Annotated in this window: 11 protein-coding genes, 2 tRNA genes and 3 other annotated features; of the genes, 1 reads left to right on the forward strand and 12 read right to left on the reverse strand. The window is 30.8% G+C overall.

Annotated features, from left to right (window positions below; genetic code table 11):
* Positions 1-61: 61 nt before the first annotated feature.
* From pheT to ytxC, 10 genes are all read right to left on the reverse strand, one after another.
* Positions 62-2,440, reverse strand: coding sequence for a phenylalanine--tRNA ligase subunit beta (pheT, locus tag ACWW38_RS03085; RefSeq protein WP_456259359.1), 2,379 nt, complete (start codon positions 2,438-2,440; stop codon positions 62-64).
* 36 nt (positions 2,441-2,476) lie between these two features.
* The gene (gene pheS, locus ACWW38_RS03090) at positions 2,477-3,496 is read right to left on the reverse strand and encodes a phenylalanine--tRNA ligase subunit alpha (protein WP_456259360.1); all 1,020 of its coding nucleotides are present in this window, start codon (positions 3,494-3,496) and stop codon (positions 2,477-2,479) included.
* A 106-nt stretch (positions 3,497-3,602) separates the two neighbouring features.
* Positions 3,603-3,817: a binding site (T-box leader), on the reverse strand.
* A gap of 102 nt (positions 3,818-3,919) precedes the next feature.
* A complete protein-coding gene (locus ACWW38_RS03095; RefSeq protein WP_456259361.1) occupies positions 3,920-4,717 on the reverse strand; it encodes a TrmH family RNA methyltransferase in 798 nt (265 codons plus the stop codon).
* 22 nt (positions 4,718-4,739) lie between these two features.
* A complete protein-coding gene (locus tag ACWW38_RS03100; protein ID WP_456259362.1) occupies positions 4,740-5,399 on the reverse strand; it encodes a potassium channel family protein in 660 nt (219 codons plus the stop codon).
* Positions 5,400-5,410: 11 nt separating this feature from the next.
* Positions 5,411-6,745: a TrkH family potassium uptake protein gene (locus ACWW38_RS03105; RefSeq protein ID WP_456259363.1), complete on the reverse strand. Its 1,335-nt coding sequence runs from the start codon at positions 6,743-6,745 to the stop codon at positions 5,411-5,413.
* A gap of 100 nt (positions 6,746-6,845) precedes the next feature.
* Positions 6,846-7,205 carry a 50S ribosomal protein L20 gene (gene rplT, locus ACWW38_RS03110; RefSeq protein ID WP_456259364.1) on the reverse strand — a complete coding sequence of 120 codons (360 nt, stop codon included), beginning with the start codon at positions 7,203-7,205 and terminating at the stop codon, positions 6,846-6,848.
* A gap of 34 nt (positions 7,206-7,239) precedes the next feature.
* A complete protein-coding gene (gene rpmI / locus ACWW38_RS03115; protein WP_456259365.1) occupies positions 7,240-7,437 on the reverse strand; it encodes a 50S ribosomal protein L35 in 198 nt (65 codons plus the stop codon).
* Between the two features lie 19 nt (positions 7,438-7,456).
* Positions 7,457-7,969 (reverse strand): translation initiation factor IF-3, encoded by a 513-nt coding sequence (infC, locus tag ACWW38_RS03120; RefSeq protein ID WP_456260406.1) that lies wholly within the window; start codon positions 7,967-7,969, stop codon positions 7,457-7,459.
* 91 nt (positions 7,970-8,060) lie between these two features.
* Positions 8,061-8,190: a sequence feature (ribosomal protein L20 leader region), on the reverse strand.
* Positions 8,191-8,230: 40 nt separating this feature from the next.
* Entirely contained in the window at positions 8,231-10,144 is a 1,914-nt protein-coding gene (thrS, locus tag ACWW38_RS03125; RefSeq protein ID WP_456259366.1) for a threonine--tRNA ligase, read from the reverse strand.
* A 76-nt stretch (positions 10,145-10,220) separates the two neighbouring features.
* Positions 10,221-10,456 (reverse strand) — a binding site (T-box leader).
* Positions 10,457-10,516: 60 nt separating this feature from the next.
* Positions 10,517-11,422: a putative sporulation protein YtxC gene (gene ytxC, locus ACWW38_RS03130; protein WP_456259367.1), complete on the reverse strand. Its 906-nt coding sequence runs from the start codon at positions 11,420-11,422 to the stop codon at positions 10,517-10,519.
* A 140-nt stretch (positions 11,423-11,562) separates the two neighbouring features.
* Here ytxC and ACWW38_RS03135 point away from each other — a divergent pair, with 140 nt between their 5' ends.
* A complete protein-coding gene (locus tag ACWW38_RS03135; RefSeq protein ID WP_456259368.1) occupies positions 11,563-12,267 on the forward strand; it encodes a DUF6873 family GME fold protein in 705 nt (234 codons plus the stop codon).
* Positions 12,268-12,306: 39 nt separating this feature from the next.
* Here the strand turns inward: ACWW38_RS03135 and ACWW38_RS03140 are convergent.
* Both ACWW38_RS03140 and ACWW38_RS03145 read right to left on the reverse strand, forming a co-directional pair.
* Positions 12,307-12,381: transfer RNA gene (locus ACWW38_RS03140), tRNA-Cys, on the reverse strand.
* A 118-nt stretch (positions 12,382-12,499) separates the two neighbouring features.
* Positions 12,500-12,574, reverse strand: a tRNA-Cys gene (locus ACWW38_RS03145).
* Positions 12,575-12,576 lie beyond the last annotated feature (2 nt).

Genomic DNA, 12,576 nt, shown 5'->3' on the forward strand with positions numbered 1-12,576 from the left:
GATAAATTCAATAATTATTTATCTACATTTTAACACATTTTCTCAATATATGAAATAGACTTTACCTAAGCTCTGCTCCAAGTTTGTGTTCAAGGGCTCTTACTATCTTATCATGAACCTTATTTACTTCATTATCTGTTAAAGTTCTATTGTCTCCTCTATAAGATAATGCATAAGCAATACTCTTCTTACCTTCTGGAATTTGCTGTCCTTTATATACATCAAATAATTTTATACTCTCTAGTAAGTTACCACCTTGATTTTTAATTGTATCTTCAATTTCCTGTACTAAAATACTATCATCAATTATAACAGCTAAATCTCTTGTTACAGCTGGGAATTTAGGAAGAGGATTATATTTCTTCTCTATATTAGCATGCTTAAATAATATATCAAGGTTAATTTCTGCAATGTAGCATCTTTCTTCTATTTCATAATTTTCAGCTACATCAGGGTGCATTTCCCCAACTAATCCCAAGAATTCTTTTTTGATGTAAAGTGCAGCAGTTTTTCCAGGATGGAAGCTTTCATTATTGCTCTCTCTTTGGAATTTTACATTTTTAACTCCTAAAACACTTACTATATTTTCGACTATACCTTTTATATCTAAATAGTCAACTTCTCCATACATTCCTATAGTAACAGTATTTCTTTCTTCTGGAAGCTCTTTAGAATCTTCTTTAGGAATATATACTTTACCTACTTCAAACAGTTTAACTATTTCATTGTTTCTTGCATAGTTTCTAGCTAACGCTTCCATCATAGATGGTATTGAGGTTGTTCTCATTATGCTATAATCTTCACCTAAAGGGTTTTTTATTGTAACAACCTTTCTAAGTTCACTTTCCTTTGGTATTAATATTTTATCAAAAACCTTTGGACTTACAAATGAATAGGCTATTGATTGATTTAATCCGCTTGCTATTAAAGTATCTACTAGTTTAGTGCGAAGAACCTGAGTAGCATTCTTGCCGCCCCTTAATGTTTGTGTACTAGGAATATTTGATGGAACTTTGTTGTATCCATATATTCTAGCAATTTCTTCAGCCACGTCTTCTTTTATATTTATATCGCATCTAAATGTAGGAGCGTTTATAACCAAATTATCTTCTTGTAATGTAGTCTTTATATCTAATCTATCTAAATAGCTCTTCATGTCTTCTTTACTAATATCAATTCCTAAGAACTTATTTACCCAAGTTGAACTTACAGTTAATGTGTGTGGCTCTAACTTCTCTGGATAAATATCTATAGTTCCTTCCATTACCTCTCCAGCACCTAATTCTTCAATGAGATGACATGCTCTATTCATGGCAGTTTCAACTAGGTTTGGATCTAAATCTTTCTCAAACTTAGCTGATGCTTCTGTTCTTAATGATAATTTTTTTGATGATATCCTTATATTAGTTCCATCAAAGTTTGCACATTCAAAGACAATTTCAGAAGTATCATCCTTTACTTCAGAATTAAGTCCTCCCATAATTCCAGCAAGACCTATAGTTCTATTTCCATCTTTTATGTTAAGAACTTCTGTATCTAGAATTCTTTCTTCTCCATCTAATGTAGTAAATTTTTCTCCCCCACTTGCTCTTTCTACTACTATACTATTAGAAGTTATTTCTCTTCTATCAAAAGCATGCATTGGCTGACCAAGCTCTATCATAACAAAGTTAGTAATATCTACTATATTATTAATTGGTCTAACTCCTGCTTCTAAAAGTCTTTCCTGCATCCATTGTGGAGATGGCTGAATAGTTATATTTTTAACTCCTCTAGCCATATATCTTCTGCAAAGTTTATCTTTTATTTCTACTTTTATTCTATCTTCAATCTTGTCACTGCATTTTGCCTTATACTCTAAACTCGGCATTTTGTATTCTGTTCCTAGGGTTGCTGCTGTTTCTCTTGCAATACCTATTACACTTAAACAATCAGGTCTATTAGATGTTATTTCAAAATCTATAATAGCCTTTTGCATATTTATAACTTCTTTTATATCCTTACCGATTGGTGCATCCACTGGAAGAATCATAAGCCCATGTACAGGTTCATCCCCTGCTATTCCTAATTCTTCTTCTGAACAGAACATACCATTAGAAACAGCTCCTCTTAACTTACCTTTTTTTATCTTAGTTCCATCTGCTAAAGTTGATCCATGAAGAGCAGTAGGAACTATGTCTTCTTCTTTCATGTTGGTTGCAGCTGTAACTATCTGTATTGGTTCTGCTTCCCCTATATCTACTTGGCATATTGAAAGTCTTTCTGCTTCTGGATGTTTTTCTATTTTTAATATTTTACCTGTAACTACCTTATCCACAACATCTCCAGTTACAATTACCTCTTCTACTTTAGATCCTGATAGTGTTAATACATCTCCCAATTCTTTTGGTGTTATATCTATATTTACGTAATCTTTAAGCCAATTAACTGGTACCTTCATTCTATTACCTCCTAGTCTTAGTTATAATTTCTAATATTAAAATTGATTTAAAAACCTCATATCACTTTCGTATAATAATCTTATATCATCTAATTCATATTTTTGCATAACCATTCTATCTAGTCCAAATCCAAAAGCAAAGCCACTATATACTTCTGGGTCTATTCCACAATTTCTTAAAACCTGTGGATGAACCATTCCGCATCCTAAAATTTCAATCCACCCACTATTCTTACATACGTTGCATCCACTTCCTCCACAGACAAAGCAAGTAGCATCCATTTCAGCAGATGGTTCAGTAAATGGGAAATGATGAGGTCTAAACTTTGTTTCCATCTTATCTCCAAACATTTTTTTAATAAACATTTCAAGAGTTCCCTTTAAGTCTGCAAAAGTTATACCTTTATCTATTACTAATCCCTCTATTTGATAGAATATAGGAGAATGAGTAGCATCTACTGCATCTGAACGATATACTTTTCCTGGTGCAATCATTTTTATTGGAGGTTTTTGATTTTCCATAATTCTTATTTGTATTGGTGATGTTTGAGTTCTTAAAACTACATCATCATTTATGTAAAAAGTATCTTGTTCTCCTCTTGCCGGGTGATTTTTAGGTATATTTAACGCTTCAAAATTGTAGTAATCCTTTTCTACCTCAGGACCTTCTTCTACTGAAAATCCCATAGATATGAATATATCTGTTATATTTTCTAAAGTTAATTCTAAAGGATTTTTCTTACCTACAATTTGTTTTCTTCCAGGCATAGATATATCTATTATTTCACTTTTTAATCTTAATTCTTTTTCTTTATCCTTAATTTCTTTTGCTGCATTTTCTATAAATAGCTCTAAACTTTCTCTTACTTCGTTAGCAATCTTACCTACAATAGGTCTTTCCTCAGATGTTAACTTTCCCATTCCTCTTAATATTTGGGTAAGTTCACCTTTTTTTCCAAGATACTTTACTCTAATCTTTTCAAGTTCTGGTTTCGTAGTAATACTTTTTAAATCTTCTAAAGCGCTTTTTTTAATTTGCTCTAATTTGTCTCTCATTTTAATACTCCTTTCATTTCAATTTATCTGATGACTACCAGCCGTAATACTCCCACTTTTAAAGTGGGAGATAACGGCATAAAAAAAATACACTTCATCCCTGTATAATAGGGACGAAGTGTATCCGCGTTACCACCCTTGTTAACTATAGAAAAACTATAGTTCTCTTTAAAAATTATCGGCTTTACCGCTAATTGCTACTATATTCACAATTAGAACTCCTGAGTGAACTTCAATATATTCCTTTTAAAAAAGCTTCCAGTCCCTGGCTTTTCCTCCCTGAAAAATTCCTATATCTACTCTCTCAATCACTGTTTAATATATTTACTTTTAGCTTAGTTTTTCAATCAAAACTTCATTTATATGAAGTTTGTAAACTTAAATATTATTATAACCATATAAATATAAAATTTCAAATACTTTTTACACTTTTAATATACTGCTACTATTCTGTCTAACTATCTCATACATCATAATGCTGGCAGCTACTGCAGCATTTAGAGATTCTGCACCTCCAGGCATAGGTATCTTAACCTTTTCGTCACCTATCCTGTAAATTTCATCACTTATTCCATTTCCTTCATTTCCTATACAGATCACAACTTTTCCAGTTAAATCAATATCATAAAAGTTATTATTTGTATCTAAGGAACTTACTATAAATTTAAATCCGTTGTCTTTTAATTTTTTTATATTCTCAAATGAATTATCCTCTATTACAGGAATGTTAAAAATAGATCCCATAGTAGATCTTAAAGTTTTATCATTATATAGATCCACAGTTCCTCTAGTCACAATAACTCCAAGTGCACCACTAGCATGAGCGCTTCTTATTATTGTGCCCATATTTCCCGGATCTTGAACCTTATCAACTAACACATAAAATCCTTCTTTATCTTCTATCTCTATTTTTTTATTATTTACGACTCCTATAATTCCTTGAGGATTATCAGTATTGCACAATTCTTTAAATATATTATCTTTAACTAGATAAACTCTAGTATCTTTATTAATCATATTATCCATATTTAATGAATAATATTTATCTTGAAATTTTTCACTAATAAGAAGATAAGGAATACAAAAAGATGATTCCAATGCTTCTTGAACAAATCTAAAACCTTCCACTAAAAACTGACCTTTTTCTAGTCTATATTTTTTTTTATGTAGTTTTTTTATATCTTTTATTAAAGAATTTTCTCTGCTTTCAATTAAAGTCAAACAAGGTCACCTTCTTATGGTTTTATTTTATTTTATTTTCAAGTTCATTTAATTCTTCTATTCCACCTATAGCTACAATAATATCTCCTGGCTGTATAATATCATCTGCTGATGGAGAAATATTAACTTCATTATTCCTCTTTAATGCCATAACATTAATTCCGTATTTTGAACGCATATTTAAATCTTTCAAAGTACTTCCATTCCATTCTTCCGGGCTTACAATTTCAGCTATACTATAATCAGAGGATAGCTCAATATAGTCTAATATATTAGCTGAGACTAAATTGTGAGCAACTCTTACTCCCATATCTCTTTCAGGGAATATTACTCTATCTACTCCTATCTTTTTTAATACTTTTGCATGGAGCTCATTATTAGCCTTAGCAATTGTGTGCTTAACCCCAAATTCTTTTACTAAAAGAGCAGTCATAATACTTGCTTGAACATTGGATCCTATTGTTATTACTGCTACATCAAAATTACTTATTCCCAATGTTCTTAAACTATTTTCATCAGTACCATCAGCTTGAACTGAATGAGTAACACTCTCTGATATACTTTGAACAGTTTCTTCATCTAAGTCCATTGCTAATACATCATTACCTAATGAGTAAAGTGTTTTTGCAATTGAACTTCCAAATCTTCCAAGACCAATTACTACAAATTGTCTCTTTTTCATTAAATCCACCTCTATCCAACCAATATTTTCCCATCTGGGTATTTTATTGAACTTCCATGCTTTTTATGTGCCAATGCTAAAAGCAATGTTAAAATCCCTACTCTGCCGATATACATAGTTAGAGCTATGAGCACTTTACCAATAACACTAAGGTTTGGTGTAAGTCCCAAAGTAAGTCCTACCGTTCCAAAAGCGGAGGTAACTTCGTATAGTATATATTCTAATGAGGCACCCTTTTCAGTAAAGGATAATATCATAGTTTCTCCTATTACAAGACACAATGCTAATGTTAAAATAACAAATGATTTATATACTAAATTTTTGCTTATAGTTCTACCAAAAATCTCAGCATCTTCTCTATTTTTAAATACGGATATTACAGTCATTAAAAGTATACCTGCAGTGGTTGTTTTTATTCCTCCAGCAGTACCTCCAGGTGAACCACCAATAAACATTAAAATTATAGTTAAAAATTTTCCAGCTAGAGTCATATCTGCAGTAGATATGGAATTAAATCCAGCGGTTCTCGGTGATACAGATGCAAAAAGCGAGGATAATAATTTCCCCTTTAAAGACATATTTTGTATAGTCCCTGGATTCTTCATTTCGAATATATACATCAAAATCCATCCACCAACTATTAAAATTAAAGTTGCTGAAATTACAAGCTTAGAGTGAACAGAAAGCTTTCCCATTCCCTTATAATTATATATCTCAGCCCATACTGCAAACCCTAATCCACCTGTAATTATTAAGGCAGATATAGTTAGTATTATTACTGCATTATCAGCGTATGGAACTAAACTATTCCCAGTAAGGTCAAATCCTGCATTACAAAATGCGGATATAGAGTGAAATATACTAAAATATAGTCCTTTCAAAAATCCATGTTCAGGAATAAATTTCGTTGATAAAAATAATGCACCTATTCCTTCAACGGAAAAAGTGAATATAAGAATATACTTTGCTAATTTTACAAGTCCTTGAAGTGAAAATGAATTCATAGCCTCTTGCATTACCATTCTCTCTTTTAGGGTAATCCTCTTTCCCAAAATAAGAGCAAATAAAGTAGCAAAGGACATGAAACCTAGTCCCCCAATTTGAATCAACATTATTATTACAGTAGATCCAAAATAACTCCAATGTTCAGCTGTATTTAATGTAACAAGACCAGTTACACAAACTGCTGAAGTAGACGTAAAAAACGCATCAATAAATGGAGTTACTATACCTTCTTTTGAAGATACAGGCAGCATCAGTAAAAGAGTTCCTGCCATTATAACTATACCAAATCCTAAGGCTAATATTTGGACAGGTGCAAGCCTTTTTTTATATTTATTTTGCAAATCAAACACCCCTAAATTCTGCGTTTATTAAGATTATAGCACTTAAACTTATTTTGTCAAAATAATAAATAAAATGCAGCTATACAAGCCGCATTTTATATTAAGCATTTAATTGTTTTTTAGCTACTTCAACTAATTCTGAGAATGCCTTTGGATCATTTATAGCTATTTCTGAAAGCATTTTTCTGTTCATATTTATTCCAGCAAGCTTCATTCCATTCATGAATTTTGAATATGAAAGTCCATTCATTCTTGTTGCTGCATTTATTCTTGCTATCCAAAGTCTTCTGAATTCTCTTTTCTTTAACTTTCTGCCAACATAAGCAAAATTCATTGCTCTTATAACTGTTTGATTTGCTATTCTAAAAGTCTTACTTCTTCTTCCGTAAAACCCTTTTGCAAGCTTTAATATTTTTCTATGTTTTTTACGAGCGTGTACAGCTCTTTTTACTCTTGCCATTAAATAAACCTCCCTTTGTTACAAACAATATTTATTATAGGTATGGTAATAACTTCTTCATTACCTTTTCTTGAGTTTCAGATACAAGTGTACCTTTTCTAAGATTTCTCTTTGTTTTAGAAGATTTCTTAGTTAATATGTGGCTTTTAAAAGCTTTAGCTCTTTTAAGCTTTCCGCTTCCTGTTTTCTTAAATCTCTTTGCTGCACCTCTATGTGTTTTCATTTTTGGCATATGAATTTCCTCCCTTCAATTAAGCCCTCTTTGGAGCTAATATCATAACCATGTTTCTACCTTCTAGTTTGGCTGGCTTTTCAACAACTCCAACTTCTTCTATTTTTGTTACAAAAAGATCTAATATAGATTTACCTTTATATGAATAATCAGCTTCTCTACCTCTAAATCTTACTGTAACTTTAACTTTGTCCTCATCTTGTAAAAACTTCTTTGCCCTATTTGCTTTGATTTCTATATCGTGTTCTTCAATAGTAGGGCTTAGTCTAATTTCTTTGATGTTTACAATTTTTTGGTTTTTCTTAGCTTCTTTAACCTTTTTAGTTTGTTCATACAAATACTTGCCATAATCCATTATCCTACAAACAGGTGGATTTGCTGCTGCAGCTATCATTACTAGATCAAGCTCTTTTTCTTCTGCAAGCTTCAAGGCTTCCTTTGTATTAACCACTCCAAGTTGTTCACCTTCACTACCTATTAGTCTAACTTCTTTTTCTCTAATTTCCTCGTTTATAATGAATTCTTTCTTTATATTTCTTCACCTCCAGATAACTATAAGTGTTAATTATTAGAATTATTCACATTCTATGTAATATAGGTATTACAGTTACCAAATTTATATCATAAATAAAAAAGGGACGACTTAAAGCCGTCCCATACATTACATAGCAAATTTAAATTGCATAAGTCATTAATGTATACCTTACTAGCAATGCTGTAAGGTGAGAAACAGCTTCGTTTCTTCTTAACATATAGTATTCTACTATGTTAATAGTAGTATGTCAATAGTTTTTTATAGACTATTAACTCTTTCTTCTGTTTCTTTTATAATTTTTTCTATGAAAGTATCTAAATTCATTGAACCTAAATCCCCTTCATCTCTTGATCTTACTGCTAAATTCTTCTCATTCATTTCTCTTTCTCCAAGAACTAACATATAAGGCACTTTTTCAAGTTGAGCTTCTCTAATTTTATATCCTATTTTTTCTGCTCTGCCATCAATTTCTACTCTAATTCCTTTTTCAAATAATATGTCTTTAACTTTAGCTGCATATTCCATGTACTTATCTGATATTGGAAGCACTTTAACTTGAACTGGAGCTAACCATACTGGGAATCTACCTGCATAATGCTCGATTAAAATACCTATAAATCTTTCTATACTTCCGAAGGCAACTCTGTGGATCATTACAGGTCTATGCTTTTCTCCATCATTTCCTATATAAGTCAAATCAAATCTTTGTGGCATTTGCATGTCTAATTGAATAGTTCCACATTGCCATGTTCTTCCTATGCAGTCCTCTAAGTGGAAATCTATCTTAGGACCATAGAATGCTCCATCTCCTTCATTTATTATATATTTAAGTCCTAATTCTTCTAGAGCCTCTCTTAATCCATCTTCGGCAATCTTCCACTCTTCATCAGTACCCATTGAATCTTCTGGTCTTGTAGACAATTCAACATGATATTTAAATCCAAAAGCCTTATAAACCTGGTCGATTAATTTTGCAACACCTTTTATTTCATCCTTTATTTGTTCTGGAAGCATAAATATATGTGCATCATCTTGTGTGAAGGCTCTAACTCTCATTAAACCATGTAATGCTCCTGAAAGCTCATGTCTATGAACTCTTCCTAATTCTGCATAACGCATTGGAAATTCTTTATATGAGTGAATTCCTGTTTTATAAGCAAGCATTCCTCCTGGACAGTTCATAGGCTTTATAGCAAAGTCCTGTTCATCAATCTTAACTGAATACATGTTGTCTTTATAATGATCCCAATGTCCTGAGTTTTCCCAAAGGTGTCTACTTAATATGATAGGAGTTTCTATTTCAACATAGCCTGCTTTTCTATGGAGTTCTCTCCAATATTTTAAAAGATTATTTTTAAGTTCAACTCCTCTAGGTAAGAATAGTGGGAATCCTGGTCCTTCTTCTGGAATTACAAATAGTCCTAATTCTTTTCCTAGTTTTCTATGATCTCTTTTTTTAGCTTCTTCCATCATATGAATATACTCATCAAGTTCGCTCTTCTTTGTGAAAGCTGTTCCATATATTCTTTGAAGCATTTTATTTTTTTCATTACCTCTCCAATAAGCTCCAGCTACTGAAAGTAATTTTAATGCTTTAACTTCTTTAGTTGAAGGTACATGAGGCCCTGCACATAAGTCCACAAATTCTCCCTGCTCATAAAGAGATATAATTGCGTCTTCTGGAAGATCTTGTATTAATTCTACTTTATAATCTTCATTTTTTTCCTTCATAAATTTTATTGCTTCTTCTCTAGAAAGTGTAAATTTCTTTAATTCAAGATTTTCCTTAACTATCTTCTCCATCTCTTTTTCAATCTTTTCTAATATTTCTGGAGTAAATGAAAAATCAGCATCAAAATCATAGTAAAATCCATTTTCTATTGAAGGTCCAATAGCTAATTTTACATCAGGATATAATCTCTTAACAGCTTGCGCAAGTATATGAGATGCTGTATGTCTTAAAGTAGCTTTTCCGTCCTCATCTTCAAAGGTTAGAATGTCTAAAGTGCAATCCTCATTTATCTTATCCATCAATTCAGCTTTTTCTCCATTAATTTTTGCCCCTAAAGCTTTTTTTCTTAATGAAGAGCTTATTAATGAAGCTACTTCTCCAACACTTAATCCCTTCTCAACTTCTAAAACTTTTCCATCTTTTAATGTTACTTTAATCATAAGTCTTCCTCCTTTTTAAATATAATCAATTGTAATATTTTATTATAATTCAACAAAAAATAAAAACTCATCCCAATAATGGGACGAGTAATAGTCGTGGTTCCACCCAAATTAACAATAATATAAATAAATATATTTAAAAATATCATTGCTCTCTCAGTACTTTTAACGCCAGTTCGCGGAAAATATCTACTAAATTCAATATACAACTCAAAGGTGGTTTTCAACAGTACTTACACAGAAACCTTACAGCCCATGGGTTTCCTCTCTTAGAGTAGTGATCTGTTTACTCTTCCTTTTCTTAGTCTTTAATATATTATTTTTTATTAGATTATATTCCTATTCTGGTACGCTGTCAATACTTTTAATATATTATACTTTTATAATTCCATTAGTATTTTTGCTCTTACAATTTTTACAACCATTGCAAAATTGTACTCTATCTTCAAAAACCTTTGTTATAGTATCTATAATTTCTTTACTTTTACAGTTATCTTTACAATGAATTATAATGTTTTCAGGACAATATGTTATTAGTCCGCTTATAATTAAATCCTCTACACTTACAGAATCCGAATATTTTGTATCAGATAAATCATTTAACATTTCATACATTATATCATTATCATTTTTGTCTCTAACAAGGTAACTTCCATCTTTTCGCACAACTATGTTAACCAAATCAATTTTGCTTTCTTGAACATCTACAAAGTACTTTAACAGCTTAATAAATTCGTTATATTCTTTTTCAGCCATATACTTTTCAACAACTTTGTTTATTATATCTTCTAATTCACCTGTCAGCTCTTTCATCCTAAAGGTAATAAAACCCTGTATATTTATTTCATCATTTTCTTCAATACAGGTTTTTATCTTGTTTACTATATCATTTTTTTTATTTTGGCAGTAAACCATGTCTTCATCAGTTATTTTCTCTTCATTTTTTAGTATTTGAATACTTCTGTTTGTAACCTCTTTCATTTCTTCATATCTTAAGAAAAAATATGTATCTATTAAAAATTTCTGTATTTCATCTGAACAAAATTCATCTATAACTATTTTATACAAAATATTAGATATATATAAAATAAACTTATTTTTAAGTTTAGGATTAAAATCTATATCATTACAAAATATCTTTACAAAATGTGTTCCTAAATTAATTGACTCTGAAATCCCAAGGAATATATTTCTAGCTTCAAAGTATTTTTTCATTTCATTTAATTCAGCCATAATATCTTGTTTTTCTTTTTCGTAGACGATAGTTAACAATAACACATTACACACTCCTTTCTGGAGTTAGTATGTGTTTAAAATAAATGTATATGCAAATTGTATTTAAATTTATATTTGTTATAGACCTATTAATATATACTATGATATATTTAATAAATACTTCTAATAGAGTGGTGATTATATTGAAAAAAGTTATTATTGATTATAGGACATCTGAAGAAGAAAAAAACTCCTTACTAAAACTTGGCTATGAGATTTTAATATGTCCTCCTTCAAAAGATTTATATTATTCAGTCTGCGGACATCCTGATATGTTGTTACATATAACTGATAACCAACATATTATCCTTCATAAAGATATTCCTAAGACTTTTATAGAGTCTTTATCTGGTTTAGGGCTAAACATTTCCCTATCTGATTTATCTTTACATTCTAACTATCCTTTAGATATTATTTTAAATGCTGTTACTTTACCTAATTATTTTATACATTATTTAGATTATACCGATAAAAATCTATTAAATATAGTCAATACCAGTTCTAAAAAATTAATAAAAGTAAAACAAGGCTATACTAAATGCTCTACAGCTATAGTGACAGATAATGCTATAATTACCAGTGATAAAGGTATAGCCTCTGCTTTAATTAGTGCAGGTATAGATGTGCTTTTAATCCCACCAGGTGATATAGATCTTCCTGGACTAAACTATGGCTTTATCGGAGGTTGTTGTGGACTTTTAGAAAAAAATTTACTAGCCTTTTATGGAAATTTAGAATATTACAAGCATGGTGAAGAAATTCTTCGCTTCCTAAAAAAGCACAATGTAGAACCTGTATTTTTAAGAAATGGGAAATTGATAGATCGTGGAAGTATATTAAGAATATAAAAAACATCTTAACTAATTAACTTAGTTAAGATGTTTTTTTGGAGGCGCCACCCAGATTTGAACTGGGGGATCAGAGTTTTGCAGACTCGTGCCTTACCACTTGGCTATAGCGCCGCAATTTACATTATTTACTTCTCAATTATAATCTATGAAGCTTAAAGTACTTGTGTTCCATATTTTGCAAACTATTATTTCAAATTAAAAACATCTTAACTTTTGCTAAGATGTTTTTTGGAGGCGCCACCCAGATTTGAACTGGGGGATCAGAGTTTTGCAGACTCGTGCCTTACCACTTGGCTATAGCGCCTT

The sequence above is a fragment of the Clostridium sp. JNZ J1-5 genome (assembly GCF_053901425.1).

Coding starts and splice junctions, on each gene's coding strand:
- pheT (WP_456259359.1), bottom strand. CDS start 2,440: ATGAAGGTACCAGTTAATTGGCTTAAAGATTACGTAAATATAGATATA.
- pheS (WP_456259360.1), bottom strand. CDS start 3,496: ATGAGAGACAAATTAGAGCAAATTAAAAAAAGCGCTTTAGAAGATTTA.
- ACWW38_RS03100 (WP_456259362.1), bottom strand. CDS start 5,399: ATGAAAAAGAGACAATTTGTAGTAATTGGTCTTGGAAGATTTGGAAGT.
- rplT (WP_456259364.1), bottom strand. CDS start 7,205: ATGGCAAGAGTAAAAAGAGCTGTACACGCTCGTAAAAAACATAGAAAA.
- rpmI (WP_456259365.1), bottom strand. CDS start 7,437: ATGCCAAAAATGAAAACACATAGAGGTGCAGCAAAGAGATTTAAGAAA.
- thrS (WP_456259366.1), bottom strand. CDS start 10,144: ATGATTAAAGTAACATTAAAAGATGGAAAAGTTTTAGAAGTTGAGAAG.